Annotated in this window: 13 protein-coding genes; 4 read left to right on the plus strand and 9 right to left on the minus strand. The window is 64.9% G+C overall.

Annotated elements, in window-relative coordinates:
• Positions 1-19: 19 nt before the first annotated feature.
• The 3 genes from AC5QPF_RS09315 to AC5QPF_RS09325 form a co-directional block, all read right to left on the minus strand.
• Positions 20-2,257, minus strand: coding sequence for a TonB-dependent siderophore receptor (locus AC5QPF_RS09315; RefSeq protein WP_494962938.1), 2,238 nt, complete (start codon positions 2,255-2,257; stop codon positions 20-22).
• 245 nt (positions 2,258-2,502) lie between these two features.
• The gene (locus AC5QPF_RS09320) at positions 2,503-4,941 is read right to left on the minus strand and encodes a TonB-dependent siderophore receptor (protein WP_494962939.1); all 2,439 of its coding nucleotides are present in this window, start codon (positions 4,939-4,941) and stop codon (positions 2,503-2,505) included.
• 231 nt (positions 4,942-5,172) lie between these two features.
• On the minus strand, positions 5,173-6,831 hold the full coding sequence (locus AC5QPF_RS09325) for a cyclic peptide export ABC transporter (protein WP_494962940.1): 1,659 nt from the start codon (positions 6,829-6,831) through the stop codon (positions 5,173-5,175).
• A gap of 219 nt (positions 6,832-7,050) precedes the next feature.
• Between AC5QPF_RS09325 and AC5QPF_RS09330 the strand changes: the two genes are divergently transcribed.
• The gene (locus AC5QPF_RS09330) at positions 7,051-7,911 is read left to right on the plus strand and encodes a DUF2242 domain-containing protein (protein ID WP_494962941.1); all 861 of its coding nucleotides are present in this window, start codon (positions 7,051-7,053) and stop codon (positions 7,909-7,911) included.
• A gap of 291 nt (positions 7,912-8,202) precedes the next feature.
• On the opposite strand, the gene AC5QPF_RS09335 is transcribed toward AC5QPF_RS09330, so the two are convergent.
• Both AC5QPF_RS09335 and AC5QPF_RS09340 read right to left on the minus strand, forming a co-directional pair.
• Positions 8,203-9,243 (minus strand): AraC family transcriptional regulator ligand-binding domain-containing protein, encoded by a 1,041-nt coding sequence (locus tag AC5QPF_RS09335; protein ID WP_494962942.1) that lies wholly within the window; start codon positions 9,241-9,243, stop codon positions 8,203-8,205.
• A 4-nt stretch (positions 9,244-9,247) separates the two neighbouring features.
• On the minus strand, positions 9,248-10,357 hold the full coding sequence (locus AC5QPF_RS09340; RefSeq protein WP_494962943.1) for a nitrilase-related carbon-nitrogen hydrolase: 1,110 nt from the start codon (positions 10,355-10,357) through the stop codon (positions 9,248-9,250).
• A 179-nt stretch (positions 10,358-10,536) separates the two neighbouring features.
• Here AC5QPF_RS09340 and AC5QPF_RS09345 point away from each other — a divergent pair, with 179 nt between their 5' ends.
• From AC5QPF_RS09345 to AC5QPF_RS09355, 3 genes are all read left to right on the plus strand, one after another.
• Entirely contained in the window at positions 10,537-12,573 is a 2,037-nt protein-coding gene (locus AC5QPF_RS09345; protein ID WP_494962944.1) for an oxidoreductase, read from the plus strand.
• 274 nt (positions 12,574-12,847) lie between these two features.
• Positions 12,848-13,735: a pyridoxal-phosphate dependent enzyme gene (locus AC5QPF_RS09350; protein WP_494962945.1), complete on the plus strand. Its 888-nt coding sequence runs from the start codon at positions 12,848-12,850 to the stop codon at positions 13,733-13,735.
• A gap of 98 nt (positions 13,736-13,833) precedes the next feature.
• On the plus strand, positions 13,834-15,243 hold the full coding sequence (locus tag AC5QPF_RS09355; protein ID WP_494962946.1) for an aminotransferase class I/II-fold pyridoxal phosphate-dependent enzyme: 1,410 nt from the start codon (positions 13,834-13,836) through the stop codon (positions 15,241-15,243).
• Here the strand turns inward: AC5QPF_RS09355 and AC5QPF_RS09360 are convergent.
• The 4 genes from AC5QPF_RS09360 to AC5QPF_RS09375 form a co-directional block, all read right to left on the minus strand.
• A complete protein-coding gene (locus AC5QPF_RS09360) occupies positions 15,170-15,484 on the minus strand; it encodes a hypothetical protein (RefSeq protein ID WP_494962947.1) in 315 nt (104 codons plus the stop codon). The two genes, AC5QPF_RS09355 and AC5QPF_RS09360, sit on opposite strands and share 74 nt — an antisense overlap.
• Positions 15,485-15,526: 42 nt before the next feature.
• On the minus strand, positions 15,527-16,288 hold the full coding sequence (locus AC5QPF_RS09365; protein ID WP_494962948.1) for a methyltransferase domain-containing protein: 762 nt from the start codon (positions 16,286-16,288) through the stop codon (positions 15,527-15,529).
• Positions 16,289-16,351: 63 nt separating this feature from the next.
• Positions 16,352-17,251 carry an EamA family transporter gene (locus AC5QPF_RS09370; protein WP_494962949.1) on the minus strand — a complete coding sequence of 300 codons (900 nt, stop codon included), beginning with the start codon at positions 17,249-17,251 and terminating at the stop codon, positions 16,352-16,354.
• Between the two features lie 65 nt (positions 17,252-17,316).
• A complete protein-coding gene (locus tag AC5QPF_RS09375) occupies positions 17,317-17,940 on the minus strand; it encodes a 2OG-Fe(II) oxygenase (RefSeq protein WP_494962950.1) in 624 nt (207 codons plus the stop codon).
• Position 17,941 lies beyond the last annotated feature (1 nt).

A 17,941-nucleotide genomic window follows, 5' to 3' on the forward strand; every position in this document is an offset into this window, starting at 1 on the left:
TCGTTGCTGCCTCAGGCGATCAGAAATCGCCGCGCAGGGTCAGCATGAAGGTGCGTGGATCGCCCCAGACGTTGCCGCGGTTGAGGCCGGCGGCCACGGTGTAGTACTTGCGGTCGAAGAGGTTTTCGCCGGTCAGGTTGACCTTCCAGTGCTCGTCCAGCTTCCAGCCGATACGGCCATCCCAGATGCCGCGACCCGGCGAGCCGTAGTCGGTGCCACCGACCAGTTCGTTCTTGTAGCCCGATTGCGCGGAGACGCCAAGGCCGACGGTCAGGCGCTTCCATTCGCCTTCTTGCGGGGTGTAGCTGGTGCTGATGCGGGCGATGTGCTTCGGCGTGTCGACGGTCAGCGGCGTGCCTTCCGGGCTGACGATACGGTTGTAGGTATAGCCGGCCAGGACTTCCAGGCCCGGCAGCACTTCACCGCTCGCTTCCAGGTCGATGCCCTTGCTGCGCTGGACCAGACCATTGACCTGGCAAAGGCCGGAGACGTTGGTTGGGCAGAGGTGGGTCTCGTCAGGATCGGTGACGGCGAGGTCTTCCTGCTTGATGTAGAACAGCGCTGCCGACACGTTCAGGCGCTTGTCGAACAGTTCGCCCTTGATCCCGGTTTCATAGTTGGTGCCGATGGCCGGGTCCAGTGGCGAGCCGCTGTAGGTACGGTCGTTCTGCGGCTTGAAGATGTCCGCGTAGCTGGCGTACCAGGACCAGTTCTCGGCGAAGTCGTAGATCAGGCCGGCGAACGGCGTGACTTCGCGGTTCTGCTGCGTGACGTAGTCGTTGCCGGCGCCCAGTTGCTGGTCGTAGTCGAACTTGTACCAGCTGACCCGCGTGCCCAGTACCAGGCTCAGTGGCTCGGTCAGGTGCAGGCGTGCGTTGGCATAGAGGCCCGAGCGCTCGTCGATGGAGTTGGACTTCAGCGACCAGGCCGGACGGTTCGGCTTGGCGAAGGCGTTGTGATCGACATCGAAAATGTTGATCGGGATCGAGGTTGCACGGGAGTACGGGGCGCGTCGCTCGGTCAGCTCCTGGCGCGACCAGTTGGCACCGACGGTGACCTGGTGCGACAGGCCGTATGCGTCGAAGTGGCCTTCCATGAAGCTGTCGACACCCACGCTTTCGATATTGGTGTGGCGGAACTCGACGTTGCGGAATACCGAGCCGCTGTTGGTGGCTGGATTGATCGCGCCATTACCGTACGCAGCCACCATGTCCAGGTCGCTCTTGGACCAGGTCACGGAGGTCTTGTTGCTCCAGTTCTCGTTGAAGCGATGGTCCAGTTGGGCGAAGGCTTCGGTGGTGTTGGTGTTCAGGTGGTTCCAGTCCTGGACCAGCGCGGTGGAGCGGGAAATGTCCAGGTTCTGCCCGTTGCTGTAGCGCGGCAGGCCCCAGATCGAATAGCCGTCGGTCCTTCTTTCCTGGCGACGCAGGCTCATGGTCAGGGTGGTGTCTTCGGCCAGGTCCGCTTCGAGGATGCCGTAGAGCAGTGGCGTCTTCGACTTCAGTTCGTCGATGTACGATCCCCGGTCCTCGTAGGCGGCGACCATGCGACCCCGCAGGGTGCCGGAGTCATTGAGCTTGCCGCTGCCGTCGAGGTCCACGCGGTAGTTGTCATAGGAGCCGGCACGGGTGGTGATGGAGAACTGCGGTTCGCTGGTGGGACGCTTGCGCACCAGGTTGACCGCGCCACCCGGGTTGCCGGCGCCAACCAGCAGGCCGGCAGCGCCACGCAGGACTTCGACCCGGTCGTAGATCGCCATGTCCGGTGCCATCCAGCCGGTCAGGGTGTAGGCCTGACCGGGAATGCCATCGATCAGGTAGCTTTCTTCGTTCAGCACGAAGCCGCGGGACTGGAAGACGTGAGAGCCGAAGTTGCGCTGGCTGAACGACATGCCAGGGGTTTTCGACAGCACTTCGCTCAGCGTCGTCAGGTTTTTGTCATCCATCAGCTGGCGGGTCATCACCGTCACCGACTGCGGCGTCTCGCGCAGTGATTGCGCCGCTTTGCCGATGGTCACGGCTCCGGTGGTGTAGGAGCCGGTGTTATCCGTGGTCACTCCCAGCATCTGCGAATTGATCGCCGTCGGTGCCAGGTTCACTGCCTTCGGGTTTTCTTCGGCGGCTGGCGTCTCGGTCTTGGCCTGCACGTCCTCGGCCATGACCTGGGCGGCGAACGGCAGGGTCAGGGCGAGGCCGAAGGCGGCCTGGCGCAATAGCAAGGCCTTGCTGAGAGGAGTGAGTCGGGACGGTGTGTGCATGTGCTGGTAACTCGTTCTAATGGTTATGTCGTGAGTGTTGGCGTCGCGGAGTCAACGGCTCGGAGCACTGGACGAGGGTGGGGAGCGCGTTTTGTCGTTGTAGAGAACGAGTTGCATGCGCAAGGATTTAACGGGATTTTCACTTTTCAGAATTTTCTGACGAAGCCGGCGTGATGGGCGCAGATGTCGGATTTCTGGCGACTGGATACAGGCGGTCTGGCGAGGGAAGGGGCGAAACGAGGCCTTCAGAAATCGCCGCGCAAGGTCAGCGTGTAGCTGCGCGGGTCGCCGAAGATATTGCCGCGGTCCAGGCCGCTGGCGGAGGTGTAGTAGGTGCGGTCGAACAGGTTGTCGCCGTTGAGGCTGACGGTCCAGTGTCGGTCTACTTTCCAGGCGATACGCGCATCCCACACGGCATGGCCGGGCGAGCCGTACGCCGCGGTGCTGTCGCTGTCGGTGGTGTAGCCGGACTGCGCCGACACGCCGGCCCCCAGGCTCAGGCGATTCCAGGCGCCGGGCAGGGTGTACGAGGTACTGGCACGCAGCATGTGCTTCGGCGTTTCTGCCGAGACCGGGCCACCGGCGCTGCTGTGGGTCAGGTTGAAGGTGTAGCCGGCCAGTACCTGCAAACCGGGCAGCACTTCGCCGCTGGCCTCCAGTTCGATGCCGCGGCTGCGTTCCACGGTGCCGTTGACGTAGCAACTGCCGGCGACATCATTGGTCAGGCATTTGCCGTCGCTGGTGGCGTCGATGGCGTAGACCCCTTCCTGGCGGATATAGAACAGCGCCATCGCCACGTTCAGTCGCCTGTCCAGCAGTTCTCCCTTGAGGCCGGTTTCGTAGCTCTTGCCGATGGCCGGGTCGAGGATCGAGCCGCTGACCGTGCGGTAGTCGCTCTGCGGCTGGAAGATGTCGGTGTAGCTGGCGTACCACGACCATTCCTCGTCGAGGTCGTAGATCAATCCGGCGAAGGGGGTGATCCGCGCCTGCTGACGGGCGACGAAATCGCCGCCGCCGATGCGGTAGTCGAAGTCGTAGCGGTACCAGCTGGCTCGCGCGCCGAGGATCAGGCTGAGGGGTTCGCTCAGGTGCAGGTTGGCCTTGCTGAACACGCCATAGCGCTCGTCGACGCTGCGGTTGACCGACTTCCAGGCCGGTCGTGCCGGCCTGGTGAAGGCCTGGTGATCGACGTCGGACAGGTCGATGGGGATGTTCAACGCCAGCGGCGCGCGTTTTTCCAGGACGTCCTGGCGCGACCAGTTGGCTCCGGTGGTGATCTGGTGCGAGAGGCCGAACGCCTCGAAATGCCCGTCGAGGGTGCTGTCGATGCCGGTGCTGTCGATATCGGTATGGCGAAACTCGACCCCGCGAAAGGCCACGCCCTTTCCGGTCAGTGGGTCCACCGTGCCCCGCGCGTAGGCGGCCGACTGATGGAAACCACCCTCGGAATGGATCACCGACAGGTTGCCGTTCCAGTCGTCGTTGAAGCGGTGGGTGACCTGGCCGAACACCTCGGTGATCTGCGGCTGGAGCAGGTTCCAGTCCTGCACCAGGGCGGTGGAGCGCGGCACATCGAGGGGCTTGCCGTCGCTGTAGCGCGGCAGGCCGAAGATCGAGTAGCCGCGTACCTTGCTCGATTGCTGACGCAGGCTGGCGGTCAGGGTGGTGTCGTCGTCCAGATCGATGTCGACGATGCCGTAGAGCAAGGGCGCCGTGGCGTGCTTTTCGTCGAGGTAGGAACCCTTGTCCTCGTAGGCAGTGATCAGGCGTCCGCGCACGGTGCCGGCGTCGTTGAGCTTGCCGCCAGCGTCGAGGTCGAGGCGGTAGCTGTCCCAGGAGCCGGCGCGGGCGATCAGCGAGAGGCGCGGCTCGGCGGTGGCGTGCTTGCGCACCAGGTTGACCGCGCCGCCCGGACTGCCGGCGCCCAGCAGCAGGCCGGCGGCGCCGCGCAGGACTTCGACGCGGTCGTAGATGGCCATGTCGGTGGGCATCCAGGCCGTGGGGTTGTAGGCCTGCCCGGGGATGCCGTCCATCATGTAGTTTTCGTTGCTGACCACGAAGCCCCGCGACTGGTACAGGTGCGAGCCGTAGTTGCGCTGGCCGAAGGTCATGCCCGGCGTATGCGCCAGGACCTGGTCGAGGCGGGTGAGGTTGCGGTCGTCCATCAGTTGGCGGGTCATCACCGTCACCGATTGCGGGGTCTCGCGCAGCGATTGGGTGGACTTGCCGAGGGTGATGGCGGGCGTGGTGTAGGAACCGCTGCCCTCGGTGGTCGGCTCGATCGGTTCGGCGCTGATCGAGGTCGGGGCCATGTCGAGCAGCGTGGTGGTCGGGTTCATCAGCAGGGTCAGGGTATCGCCGACCAGGCTGAAGTTGATGCTGGTGTTGCGCAGCAGCAGGTGCGCGGCCTGTTCCGGGGAGTAGCGGCCGCGGACCTGGGTGCTGGTTCTGCCCTGGATATCGTCGGGGTTGACCAGCACCTGCAGGTCGCTCTGCCGGCCCCATTCCTGCAAAGCACTCCACAGCGGTTGCGCGGGGATGTCGAAGCTGACCTCCTGAGCCTGCACCTGGGTGGCGACGAAGCCCAGCCCTGCGCCGGCCAGCAGCGGCACAGGGCACAGGCGCAACAGGTGCTTCATCAGCAAGGCCAGGGGGAACGAGGCGCGTCGTTGCATTCTCTGCATGAACCGAGTGCCTTCCATGGGCATGGAAGCGGTGGATAGGGGAACCCTGAGGCATCATGAATGACTGATGTCAGGATAATGGCGAGGTGAACAACGTCAATGATATCCATTTCCAAATGTTTTCACATTCGGCGATGGAAATAGTTTTGCCCGCCGCAGCGCAGGCCGGGGCGGGTGAGGGGAACGAGAGAAGAGTCAAGCTTATAGAGGCCGCAAAGCGGCCCCAGGGGCTTACGCGGAAACAGCCTCCACCTGCTCGACGCTGATCCGCCCACCCTCCATGCGCACCAGCTGATCAGCCACCGGGAAATAACGGTCGTCATGGGAGATCACGATGATGGTCTTCCCCTGAGCCTTCAGCTCTGGCAGCAGCTCGGTATAGAACACCCGGCGGAAGGCCGGGTCCTGGTCGGCGGCCCATTCGTCGAAGACCAGCAACTGGCGCTCGTCGAGCCAGGCGTTGATCAGCGCCAGGCGCTTGCGCTGGCCGGTGGACAGGTCGGTGGTGGTGAAGACGCCGTCGCGGATGCCGACCTTGTGTGCGATATCCAGGCGCTCCAGGTACTTGCCGGCGTCTGCCGGCAGCGGCGCGTCGCCGGGCAGCGGGTCGTCGAACAGGTAGTAGTCGGCGAAGATGGTGGTGAACAGCTGGCGGTAGTCGTCCAGTTGCTCGGCCTTGAGCGGCTCGCCATTGAACAGGATCTCGCCCTGCTGCGGCGTGTACAGGCCCAGCAGCAGCTTGATCAGGGTGGTCTTGCCGCCGCCGTTCTCGCCGACGATGAAGACGATGTCGCCCTGCTTGATGTGCAGGTCGATGGGGCCGAGGTGGAAGGATTCGACACCTTCCACCGGTGGGTAGTCATAGCGTGCCCGGCGCAGTTCCAGGCTGTGCATCGGGGCCAGGGTCGACGGGCGGTCGCTGACCAGCAGGTGCGGTTCCGGCGAGGAGAACTTCCACGACAGCTCGGCGATGCGGCGCAGGGCGATCTTGGCCCGGGAGATGATCGGCAGGGTGGTGATCAGCCGTTCCAGCGGGCCCTTCATGTACAGCATGACCAGGACGAAGCCGCCGAGCACGGTCTTGTCGGTGGTCGGCCACAGCGCCTGGAAGGCGATGGCGATGCCGATCACCGCGAAGAACAGCATGGAGCCGAAGGTTTCGGCGCTGACGAAGATCCCGGCGGCGCGGATGTTCGCCGCGCAGATGCGCTCGGTGGTGCCGCCGATCTGCTCGTTGAGCAGGTGCTGACGGCGGCGACGCTGGATGCGCAATTCCTTGGCCCCGGCGGAAATCGCCTGGTAGTGCTTCTGCAGTTCGTCCTCGCCGTCGCGGGCCCGCAGGATGCTGCGCATGCCGGCCTGGTGCGCCAGATACTGCGCGCCGGCGCCGATGACCACGGTAAGCAGGGTCAGGCCGAGGATCTGCCAGGACAGGAAGGCCAGGTAGCTCAGGCAACCGAGGGTCACGGTGAAGGCGATGACCATGGGCGCCACCGACAGGGCGAAGTTGCTCAGGGTGTTGACGTCGTTGAGCAGCACCGGGATCAGCCGGTGTGTGCGGTAGCGCTCCAGTTGCTCGATGGGCGCGACCAGGATCTTCGCCGCCAGCTCGCGGCGCAGGTTGGCCACCACGCGCTGGCCGACCCGGTTGCTCAGCAGGCTGGAGCCGGTGGAGCAGGCCAGGGTCAGCAGGCACAGGCCGGCGAACAGCAAGGCGCTGTCGATGCCGGGGCCACCGTCGCGGGCCATGGCGTTGTTGATGGTGGCCAGCAGGCCGGTGACGCTCAGACCGCTGACCATCCCCAGCACGGTGGACAGGACCACCAGCCACCAGTAGGGCTTGAGGATCCGCAGGGTTTCCCGGGCCAGGCTTTCAGTCTTCAGGGTCATGCAGTGGTCTCTCGGATCATGGCCGTTGCGCCTGGAATGCGCACAGGAGGGAGTGGGCCGTCAGGGAGAGGACGAGCCTGGACCGCGGAAATTTAGCGGTGCGGAGCGCGGTACCGCAGGTCGGACAGATGAATTCTGTCGCCGATTGCGGCCTTGGCGGTTTCAGTGCCCGGCCAGCTGTTGCACAATAGGCGCCGTTTTTCCCCTCCAGGATTTGCAATGTCTAAGTCAACCGTCTGCGGTGCGCTCGGGCTGGCCCTTGTGCTGGCGGGTGTCGCCGGGTGTTCCTCGAAGAAGGCCGCCGTCTACGAACACGAGAACTTCGATGATTCGGGCACCTTTTCCCGCAGTTTCCCGGTCAGCGAGTCGAGTTCCTGCGAAGCCGCGCGGCGTGCCCTGCTGAGCCAGGGCTACATCATCACCACCGCCGACAAGGGCCAGGTGAACGGCAACAAGAGCTTCCAGCAGACCGGCGAAAGCCACATGCAGATCAGCTTCAACGTGGTCTGTGCCGACGACATGGGCGGCGACAGGCGCTCCACCGTGTTCGCCAACGCCCTGCAGGACCGCTACGCGCTGAAGAAGTCCAACACCTCGGCCAGCCTTGGCGTGGGCGTGCTGGGTTCGGTGTCGATGCCGATCGGCTCCACTGACGACTCGATGGTCAAGGTGGCCAGCGAGACGGTGACCTCGGCCAAGTTCTATGAGCGCTACTTCGCCCTGGTGGAAAGCTTCCTGCCGCCGGCACCGAAGCAGCCGGCCGCCGAGCCTGCCCCAGTCGCCCCGGCGAAGCCGGCGGTCGAGCTGGGCATGCCGGAGAGCACCGCCCCGGCGCCGGCTGCCCTGGCCGCGCCTCAGGCCGAAGCTGCGGCTCCGGCGCCAGTCGCCGCCCCCGTGGTGGAAACCCAGGCTGCGCCGGTAGTGGATGACAGCCAGGGTTCGCAGCCGATCGCGCCGCCGGCCGAGGCCACGCCGATCAGTGCCGAGCAAGGCACTCCGGCGGCGTCCGAGGCAGCACCAGTGCCCGCAGTGGAAACGCCAACTGCGCCGACCGACGGCAACAGCGCGCCGACGCTCTAGCACGGGGATAAATCCTGTTACACCTGCTACGTTTATTTTCGTACACGTTGTTGTCATTTTTCCTTCACCGGTGCACTTTAGGGTGAGTCAGGACACAGATACGAACAGACGAAGAAACGGAGTAGGCAATGGACGATTATCAGGAAGAACTTCTCGAATTCCACGCTGCGGAAATGGATGTACCGGAGCCGGCGGACGATGCGACAGAGCTGTGACGAAATTGAAAGGAAAGGGCCAGTGCATGCACTGGCCCTTTTTTATTGGAGTACTGAATGTGCACGCGGTCGGTGTTTAGCCCACCCGCCGCTGACTGCGCCGAAACTCCCCCGGTGTCACCCCGCTCCAGCGCTTGAATGCCCGCTGGAACGCCTCCGCCGAGGCAAACCCCAGCAGATAGGCAATCTCGCCAAACGCCAGCTCGGTGTCGCGGATATAGCTCATCGCCAGATCCCGCCGCGTGTCATTGAGAATCGCGCGAAACTGCGTGCCTTCCTCGGCCAGCTTGCGCCGCAGGGTCCAGGTCGGCAGTTGCAGGCGCCGCGCCACTTCTTCCAGGTCTGGCTCGCGCCCGCCATTGAGCAACGGCCCGAGCAGGTGGGCGATGCGCTCGGCGAGGCTGCGAATGCGCGTGCGCTCCTGCAACTCCTGCTCGCACAACTGCAACAGATGCTGCCAGGTGCTGGGGCAGTGGGCGGGGTTACGCAGGTCGAGGGCGGCGCGGCCCAGGCGCAACTGGTTGGTCGGTGCGCCGAACTGCACCGGCGTCAGGCTCAGGGCCTGGTAGCGCTCGGCGTAGGCCGGGCTGTCGAATTCGATCTCGATGCGTTCGGCCTGCACCGGCTGGCCCACCAGGTCAGACAGCTGCGCCAGCCAGCCTGATAGCAACGAATCCACCACGAAGCGGTTGTAAGCGTTGTACGGGCTGATGGAGTAAAAGCGCAGCCAGGCGCCCTGGGCGTCCTCTTCAAAACGCGATTGCCCGCGGTAGTTGGCTGCATACAGCGGCTCGAAGTGCAGCAGGGTGCGGGCCGCCTCGCCGAGGGTTGGCGCTTGCGCCGCCGTGATGCCGGCCAGCCCGGCCTGGCCGAGACGGCTCAGACGCCCCATGCACAGGCCCAGCGCCGGCTCCCGGCATTGCGCGATGGCAGCGTGGCCCAGGTGCATGTAGCGCGGGATCGACAGGCGCGCGCCGGGCTCGGCCAGGCGGGCCGGGGTCAGGCCATAGCGTTCCAGCAATGGCGCTGGGTCTTCGCCGCGTTCGTTCAGGGCCAGTTGCAGGCTCTGGATGAAGCCGACCGACAGATCGCCCAGGCGTACCCTTGGCCGGGTCATCAGATCAGAGCCACAGGTTGAGCAACCGCGCGCCACGGCCGTCGCCGGCGTGGTACAGGCCATTGAGGTTGGCGAAGCCCAGGCCTTCACCGCGCACTTCCCAGAACTGCCCGCGCAGGAACACGCTCATGCTGGCGACGCCCGCTGGCACTGTGCTTTCGCTGAGTCGGTACCAGGCCTGTTCTTCGCTGGTTTCACCCGGTTGCAGCAGCAGGTCCGCCGCCTGCGGCTGATGGCGGTTGCCGCGCCAGGGGCCGTGCCAGTCGCCGACGAAGGCCGGGTTGGCGATGATCTGCGCATCCTGGCTGACCAGTCGCGCATAACTGGACGGGTACCAGCCGTCGCTGCCGAGCAGCACACCGAGGCGGCCGGCGGGGGTGTCGATGACCTGCGGCGGGTGCGTGGTGCCGGCGCTGATGAAGCGCCGTACATTGCTGTCCGGGTATTGCTGGCGCTGCACTTCGCCCAGCACCGTGCCATTGCCGGCGAATACCAGGCTGCTGTTATAGAGGGCGCCGGAGCCGGTGCGCAGGACGCCATGGTCGAGATAGGGCTCGGGCAGGACGATAGAGCCGGCCACCAGGGTCACGCCGAACTCCTTGGCCAGGTCGCCAAACAGCTTCTGGTAGTCGGCAGCCATCTGCCCGGCCTTCATGCGCAGGTGGGCGTCGGCGCGGCGGTCGTCGCCCTCGGCGCTGGCCATCGCCAGGCCATAGCGCACCGGATTGCTCAGTTCCAGCCACTGGTAGGCCTCGCGCAGGCGTGTGACCTGATACAGCTCGCGTTTTTCGCCACGGGCCCAGAGCCAGGTACCGATATGTTCCGGGAGCACTACCACCGTGCGTTCGTTGACCAGCCCCTTGACCCGCGCCTGTTCCAGGTAGGCGGCGAGCTTGCGGTGCAGGCGGGTGAGGTTCTGGTAGTCGCCGGGATACAGCAGCGGCTCGATGCCGAGCAGGTTGCCCTGGCCACTGGGCACGCCCTGGTCCAGGGCCAGCTCGACGCGCAGGTCGGACAGGTAGTGACCCTCGGGGCGTTGCTCGGCCCAGAGCATGTAGCCGCCGAAGGCAGCGAGGAGAACGAGCGCCAGGGCGCCGGAAAGCAGTTTGCGCATGGAGCGGACAAGGCCGGGAAGGAATTCGTCCCTAGGGTAGTCGCCCCGGTGCATTTGGATCAATAACTTGTCATTTTCGGTCATTGAGCCGCGACGGATCGGCCTTTAATGTCGGCTTCATACAAACCGACGGGGCCCATCGAGGCACCCGCATTCCGTGATTCAGCGTGGAGATCATCATGACCGCCGCTCAATACCCGCACCTGCTCGCTCCCCTCGACCTCGGCTTCACCACCCTGCGTAACCGCACCCTGATGGGCTCGATGCACACCGGCCTGGAAGAAAAGCCCGACGGCTTCGAGCGCATGGCCGCCTACTTCGCCGAGCGTGCCCGAGGCGGCGTCGGCCTGATGGTCACTGGCGGCATCGGGCCGAACGTCGAGGGCGGCGTGTATTCCGGCGCGGCCAAGCTGACTACCGTGGAAGAGGCCGAGAAGCACAAGATCGTCACCCAGGCCGTGCATGAGGCCGGTGGCAAGATCTGCCTGCAGATTCTCCACGCCGGGCGCTACGCCTACAGCCCCAAGCAGGTGGCACCGAGCGCCATCCAGGCACCGATCAACCCGTTCAAGCCGAAAGAGCTGGATGAAGAGGGCATCGAGAAACAGATCGCCGACTTCGTCACCTGTTCGCAACTGGCGCAGAGCGCCGGTTATGACGGCGTCGAGATCATGGGTTCGGAAGGCTACTTCATCAACCAGTTCCTCGCCGCCCACACCAATCACCGTACCGACCGCTGGGGCGGCAGCTACGAGAACCGCATGCGCCTGGCGGTGGAGATCGTCCGCCGTGTGCGCGAGGCGGTCGGGCCGAATTTCATCATCATCTTCCGCCTGTCGATGCTCGATCTGGTGGAAGGCGGCAGCAACTGGAAAGAGATCGTGCAACTGGCCCAGGCCATCGAGAAGGCCGGCGCGACCATCATCAACACCGGTATCGGCTGGCACGAGGCGCGCATCCCGACCATCGCCACCAAGGTGCCGCGGGCGGCGTTCAGCAAGGTGACCGCCAAGCTGCGCGGCGCGGTGAAGATCCCGCTGATCACCACCAACCGCATCAACACCCCGGAAGTCGCCGAGCGCGTGCTGGCCGAGGGCGATGCGGACATGGTTTCCATGGCCCGGCCGTTCCTCGCCGACCCGGACTTCGTCAACAAGGCCGCCGAAGGCCGCGCCGACGAGATCAACACCTGCATCGGCTGCAACCAGGCGTGCCTGGACCACACCTTCGGCGGCAAGCTGACCACCTGCCTGGTCAACCCACGGGCCTGCCACGAGACCGAGCTGAACTACATTCCGGTGAGCCAGGTGAAGCGTATTGCCGTGGTGGGTGCCGGCCCGGCTGGCCTCGCGGCGGCCACCGTGGCGGCGGAGCGTGGGCATCAGGTGGTGCTGTTCGATGCGGCCAGCGAGATTGGTGGCCAGTTCAACGTGGCCAAGCGCGTGCCGGGCAAGGAAGAGTTCTACGAGACCCTGCGCTACTTCGGCCGCAAGTTGCAGACCACGGGCGTCGAGTTGTGCCTGAACACCCGGGTCGACGTGGCGCAGCTGGCGGCTGGCGGCTATGACGAGATCATCCTCGCTACCGGTATCGCCCCACGCCTGCCGGCGATCCCCGGGATCGAGCATGACAAGGTGCTGAGCTATCTGGACGTACTGTTGCAGCGCAAGCCGGTGGGTCAGCGGGTAGCGGTGATCGGCGCCGGCGGGATTGGTTTCGATGTCTCCGAGTTCCTTGTCCACCAGGGCGTGGCCACCAGCCAGGACCGCGAGGCGTTCTGGAAGGAGTGGGGGATCGATACTGGCCTTGAGGCCCGTGGCGGTGTCGCCGGGGTCAAGGCCGAGCCGCATGCCCCGGCGCGCGAGGTCTATCTGCTGCAGCGCAAGAAAACCAAGGTCGGCGACGGCCTGGGCAAGACCACCGGCTGGATTCACCGCACCGGGTTGAAGAATAAACAGGTGCAGATGCTCAACAGTGTCGAGTACCTGGGGATCGATGATGCCGGTTTGCATATCCGCATTGGCGAGGGCGAGCCGCAGGTGCTGGCGGTGGACAACGTGGTGATCTGCGCCGGCCAGGACCCGCTGCGCGAGCTGCAGGACGGGCTGGTGGCGGCGGGGCAGTCGGTGCATCTGATTGGCGGTGCCGATGTGGCGGCGGAGCTGGATGCCAAGCGGGCGATCAACCAGGGCTCGCGGTTGGCGGCGGCGCTCTGACCGGGGCGGGCGGCGTTGCTGATGGCCTCATCGCGGGCAACGCCCGCTCCCACAAGGTTCTCCCACAAGGTTCTGCAGCGCCCCGGATACCTGTGGGAGCGGGCGTTGCCCGCGATGAGGCCATCAAGCCCACACCCTATGAGCCTGCTTTCCCCAGTCCTTGTGTGAGCGGGTTTACCGGATCGCCGGACCGCCGCGATTGCAGTAGTGAATTCACCACCGCAATCGCGGGTGAACCCGCACAGGTTCATCTGTCGCCTGTAAACTCGCGCTCATGTTCGATCTTCCCCAAGCCCCGCTCCAACCGCTTACGCTGCCCTGGCTCCAGGCCTCCGGCATCGACGCCGCCATCCTGCGCCTCGACCTGATTGACCCACTGATCAGTGGCAACAAATGGTTCAAGCTCCACGAACACCTGCGCCTCGCCCGACAAACCCAGGCCCCTGGCCTGATCAGCCTGGGTGGCAATCATTCCAACCACCTCCACGCCCTGGCCGCCGCCGGCCAGCGTTTCGGCTTCGCCACCGTTGGCCTGCTGCGCGGCGAGCCACAGGACACCCCGACCGTCCGCGACCTGCAAGCCCTCGGCATGCAGCTGCACTGGCTCGGCTACGGCGGCTATCGCGCGCGTAACCAGCCCGGCTTCTGGCAGCCCTGGCAGGAACGCTACCCCGGCTGGTACTGCATACCGGAAGGCGGTGGCGGCGAAGCGGGCACGAAAGGCTGCGACCTGATCGTCGAGCAGGCGAAAGCGCAATTACCGGCACTGGGTTGGGACGACTACGATGCTTGGTGGCTCGCAGTCGGCACCGGCACCACCCTGGCCGGACTGGTCCTGGCCGAGGCCGGTGCCCACGTGGTGCACGGCGCGCTGGCAGTACCACCGGGCCATGGCGTGGAACAGACCGTCCCGGCCCTGACCGGCCACCTGACCAACTATCACCTGCACAACGCCAGCCGCGGCGGCTTCGCCCGAATCGACCCCGAACTGCTCGATTTCATCGCCCGCTGCGAAGCCGAATCCGGCCTGCCGCTGGAGCCGATCTACACCGGCAAGGCCCTGCTGGCGCTACACGACCAACTGTTGGCCGGTACCGTTCGTCGCGGCACCCGCCTGATCGTCGTGCATACCGGCGGATTGCAGGGCCGCCGGGCGATTTAAACGCTGGCGTTGAGCGGGAAACCCCGGAGACTGGTGTAATCTGACAGCAAAAGGCCACACGTTTTTCGACGCGGCGACCGTTTTAGTAGGAAAGGGCAATGTTCGAGATAGACCGCAACAGCAAGGTGCTGTTGGTAGACCAGATCCGTAGCGCAATCATCGGCCGCATCGACGCCTTCCAGTGGGTCCAGGGCAGCCGCCTGCCCTCGGTCAGGGCCCTGTCGAAGCAGCTGGGCGTGAGTATCTTCACGGTGAGCAGTGCCTACGAGGACCTGGTCGCGCAGCGGATCATCGAGTCCCGTCCGGGCGCCGGCTACTACATCCTGCCCACCGGCCCGGCCGGCAGCAAGGACCCGGAACGGATGATTCCGCCGTCCAGCCTGCACGCCGGCTTCCTCTACCGGGCGCTGGACCCGTCGCAGTACGACACCCCGGTCAGCTCTGGCTACCTGCCGCCATCCTGGCTGGTGGACGCGGTACCGGCCTCGGTCACCGGGCGACTGATCCGCAGCACCCTGTCGTGCAGCGTGCCGGCCCCGGCGGCCGGCAGCCAGGAACTGCGCTCGGTGATCGCGAAGAAGCTGCGCGAACTGCAGATCAACGCCTCCAGCAGCCAGATCGTGGTGACCATCGGCGCCACCCATGCCTTCTCCCTGATCCGCAACATGATGCTCGAACCCGGCGACTACCTGCTGGTGGAAGATCCCAGCTACCTGCTGCTGCAACTCAAGCTGATCAAGGATCGCGATTTCAACATCATCACCGTGCCGCGCACCGCCGATGGTCCTGACCTCGAGGCGATGGAAGCGATCGTGGCCGAGTATCGCCCCAAGCTGTTCCTGACCCAGACCCTGGTGCACAACCCCACCGGCGGCAACACGTCGCCGGCCAAGGGCTTCAAGATTCTTTCGCTGGCGCAGAAATACGATTTCCATATCGTCGAGGACGATATCTTCGGCGCCCTGTGCGCCAGGCAGACGCTGCGCCTGAGCAGCCTCGACGAGTGGAGCCGGACGTTCTACCTGAGTGGTTTCAGCAAGGTGCTCAGCCCCGCGCTGCGCCTGGGTTATGTGGTGGCGCCGCCGGCGTTCGTCGAGCGTCTGGTCGAGCAGAAGATGTACAACGTGCTGTGCGGCTCGTCGCTGGACGAGACCATCGTCGCCTACACCCTGGAGTCAGGGCGTTACCAGCATCACCTGGATGCCTTGCGCCAACGGGTCATGCAAGAGCGTACCCGCGCCCAGGAGTGGCTGGGCAAGGTGGGCGTGGAATTCGAGGAGGGGACCGCCGAAGGCCTGTTCCTCTGGGCGCGCTTCCCTGCGCATGTGGACCTTCGCCGGCTCATCGAGCAGGCGCACGACGAGCGCATCTTCCTGGCCCCGGGCTCACTGTTCAGCAACACCCGCGCGTACGACCAGTACCTGCGCCTCAACGTCAGTCACTGTAACGACCCACGTTTCCGGCAATTCCTCGATGTCCATCTATGCAGCGAAACTGCCAGCGCTTGAAGTAGTCCGCCAGCGTGCTCACCTTGCCCAGGTCCTCGAAGGAATAAATGACGCCATTGAGGATCTGCACCACGTCGTTGTCGCGCAGGCTGGGGATGATCGAATCCTCGAAGATTTCCGAGCCGTTGACCGCCAGGCTCAGGTCGTCGATCCAGTACAGCGGCTTGCCGTCCTGGCCGGACCAGATCCGGGTGTCGGCATAGAAGGACTTCAGCGCCAATCCATTGGTTTGCATGGGCATGTGGTTGATCCCGCTTCGACTGATTAAAAGTTCGGTCATGGTTCAGGCCTTGCGTTGGGCGCGGAACCGCAGCCGGGTTGCATCAACGGTCCAGCGCCCGCAGGAATCCAGCAGGTCGCCGACCAGTTCTTCACTGACTTCTTCAAGAAACGCCGGGCGCAGCGCCAGCGGCACGGCGCGCAGGTAGTGGCCGTAGTGGTGCTCGAGCCATTCGCCGATGGGCCGGTCGAGGACCGCCGGCTGCTCGAACCAGCTGATGTGGTTGATGTGGAAGCCCGCCTGCTCCAGCACCATCTGGTATTCATGGGCGGTGGGCAGGTAGGCGTGGTGCATGCCTCGCGAGTCGATGGAGCGGCGCTCCAGGGCGCCATGCAGGGCGCGATGGATCAGTGCCGCGTGGCCGCTTCCGGCGAACTCGCCAACGAAACGCCCGCCCGGCTTGAGGGCCATGAAGGCGCCGCAGGCGACCAGGTCGGCATGGTGCATCTCGTGCAGGGCGTCATGACTGAACACCGCATCGAATTCCTGATGAAAATACAGCTCCTCGGCGTTTCCGCGCTTGACCTCCAGGCCCCGTGCCCGGGCAGCCAGCACCCGCTCCGGACTGACATCGAAGCCCACCACCTCGGCGCCCTGGCTAGCCAGTTGCGCACTCAGGCAGCCGTCGCCACAACCGATATCCAGCACCCGTTCGCCCGCCTGCAACGCCAGCAGGCTTACCACGCCTTCGGCGTGGTGGACGATGCACGGCGGTGGTGGCTCGGGGGGCTCGGTGCCGGGGCGGAAAAAACTCGGAGCACTCATCACTTGGATTCCATCGGGTACAGGGACGAAAGACGCGCGCCGGTTGCCCGGCGCGCGCGGTATTCAAATGCGTTTGGACAGCCACACCAGCACGATCACCACGGCGCACACCGCCGGGGTCAGCCAGTTCCAGGTTTCGCCCATCAGCCAGATCGAGAAGCCGAAGGTGAAGAACGGCTGCAGCAGTTGCAGTTGGCTGATGCGCTGGATGCCGCCCAGGGCCAGGGCGCGGTTCCAGGAGAAGAAGCCCAGCAGCGAGTTGATCAGGGCCAGGAACAGCAGGGCCGCGACGCCCTGGCCCGGCAGGTTGGCGATGGCTTCGCCGTCATAGAGGAACAGGCTCACCGGGAGCAGTACGGGCAGGCTGACCACCAGGGTCCAGCACATTACCTGCCAGCCCGGCAGTTCCTTGGACAGCGCGCCGCCCTGGGCATAGCCGAAGCCGGCGAGGATGACCGCGCCGAGCAGGGCCAGGTCACCGATGTAGATATCCTGCACGTCGGACTTGACCACGGTGTAGGCCAGTACGGTGAGGAAGCCCAGGCTCGATACCGCCCAGAACGCCTTCGACGGCCGGGTGCCGGTGATCAAGGTGCCGAAGATCGCGGTGGACAGCGGCAGGGCGGCGAGGACTACGCCACCGTGGCTGACCGGCACGTACTGCATGCCCAGCGCGGTGAGCACCGGGAAGCCGTAGACGATGCCGGTGGAAGTCAGCAGCATGCGTTTGATCTGCGAGCCGTTGGGCAACTTGGCGCGGCCGATGATCAAGAACGGAATCGCCGCGAGCGCCGCCAGTACGGAACGGAAAAAGCCGACCTGGAGGGCGCTCAGGTCCCCGGCGAGCATCTTCGCCGCCGGCAGGGTCATGGCGAAGGCGGCGACGGAGATGAGCCCGAGGAAATAGGCCTGCAGGTCCTGGTTCTTGGTGTCTTGGTAGCTGGCGACTGTACTTTGCGTCATTGCAACGGTTCCTTCTGGCTTTACCGGTAAGGCCTGCGTCCCTCATGGACGCAGGCGCACGCCGGTCAGATCTGTTTGTTGTTCAGGTTCGGTTTGTCCAGCGGGCTGGTGCTGAGGAAGAACACCAGGGAAGTGCGCGTACCGCTTTCCACCTTGCGCACGCCGTGGGGAATCTCGCAGCGGTTGATCAGCACGTCGGCGTAGCCGGTCTTGAGCAGGGCTTCCTTGCCTTCGTAGTCGACGAAGAACTCGCCACCGTCATAGTCCTTGCCGAACTGGATCACTACCGAGTAGCGGTATTCCAGGTTGCTGTAGGTGTCGATGTGCTTGCCGATGAAGTTGCCGGCTTCCAGCTTGTTGGCCTGGCAACGGCGGATGTAGCACTCGCCGCCCATGATGCCGTTGAAGAACTCGCGGCTCTTGCCGGACGAGAGGATCTCCACCACGCGCTTGCCCCATGGGTCGTTGCGGTACACCGGCAACTGGCCCTTGATGTCTTCCATGAAGCGGCCGACCGACAGGAAATTCTGCTCGCCCACGTCGCCGATCTCGATGATCGTCTTGGGGATTACCTGGCAGGCTTCTTCCATGTAGGCCAGGTCTTCCCGGGAGAACAGCTGGGCGGCATTCAGGGCCGCGTAGGCGCTGCTGTTCAGTTGCTGGCTTGCCGTTTGAATCGTCTCTTGCATG

It is taken from the genome of Pseudomonas sp. Con_6, assembly GCF_059379395.1.

What these genes read in the sequence shown, in the direction of transcription:
- AC5QPF_RS09325 (WP_494962940.1), bottom strand. Translation starts at nt 6,831, where the DNA reads ATGACCCTGAAGACTGAAAGCCTGGCCCGGGAAACCCTGCGGATCCTC.
- AC5QPF_RS09335 (WP_494962942.1), bottom strand. Translation starts at nt 9,243, where the DNA reads ATGACCCGGCCAAGGGTACGCCTGGGCGATCTGTCGGTCGGCTTCATC.
- AC5QPF_RS09360 (WP_494962947.1), bottom strand. Translation starts at nt 15,484, where the DNA reads ATGCCCATGCAAACCAATGGATTGGCGCTGAAGTCCTTCTATGCCGAC.
- AC5QPF_RS09340 (WP_494962943.1), bottom strand. Translation starts at nt 10,357, where the DNA reads ATGCGCAAACTGCTTTCCGGCGCCCTGGCGCTCGTTCTCCTCGCTGCC.
- AC5QPF_RS09350 (WP_494962945.1), top strand. Translation starts at nt 12,848, where the DNA reads ATGTTCGATCTTCCCCAAGCCCCGCTCCAACCGCTTACGCTGCCCTGG.
- AC5QPF_RS09345 (WP_494962944.1), top strand. Translation starts at nt 10,537, where the DNA reads ATGACCGCCGCTCAATACCCGCACCTGCTCGCTCCCCTCGACCTCGGC.
- AC5QPF_RS09370 (WP_494962949.1), bottom strand. Translation starts at nt 17,251, where the DNA reads ATGACGCAAAGTACAGTCGCCAGCTACCAAGACACCAAGAACCAGGAC.
- AC5QPF_RS09375 (WP_494962950.1), bottom strand. Translation starts at nt 17,940, where the DNA reads ATGCAAGAGACGATTCAAACGGCAAGCCAGCAACTGAACAGCAGCGCC.
- AC5QPF_RS09355 (WP_494962946.1), top strand. Translation starts at nt 13,834, where the DNA reads ATGTTCGAGATAGACCGCAACAGCAAGGTGCTGTTGGTAGACCAGATC.
- AC5QPF_RS09315 (WP_494962938.1), bottom strand. Translation starts at nt 2,257, where the DNA reads ATGCACACACCGTCCCGACTCACTCCTCTCAGCAAGGCCTTGCTATTG.
- AC5QPF_RS09320 (WP_494962939.1), bottom strand. Translation starts at nt 4,941, where the DNA reads ATGCAGAGAATGCAACGACGCGCCTCGTTCCCCCTGGCCTTGCTGATG.
- AC5QPF_RS09365 (WP_494962948.1), bottom strand. Translation starts at nt 16,288, where the DNA reads ATGAGTGCTCCGAGTTTTTTCCGCCCCGGCACCGAGCCCCCCGAGCCA.
- AC5QPF_RS09330 (WP_494962941.1), top strand. Translation starts at nt 7,051, where the DNA reads ATGTCTAAGTCAACCGTCTGCGGTGCGCTCGGGCTGGCCCTTGTGCTG.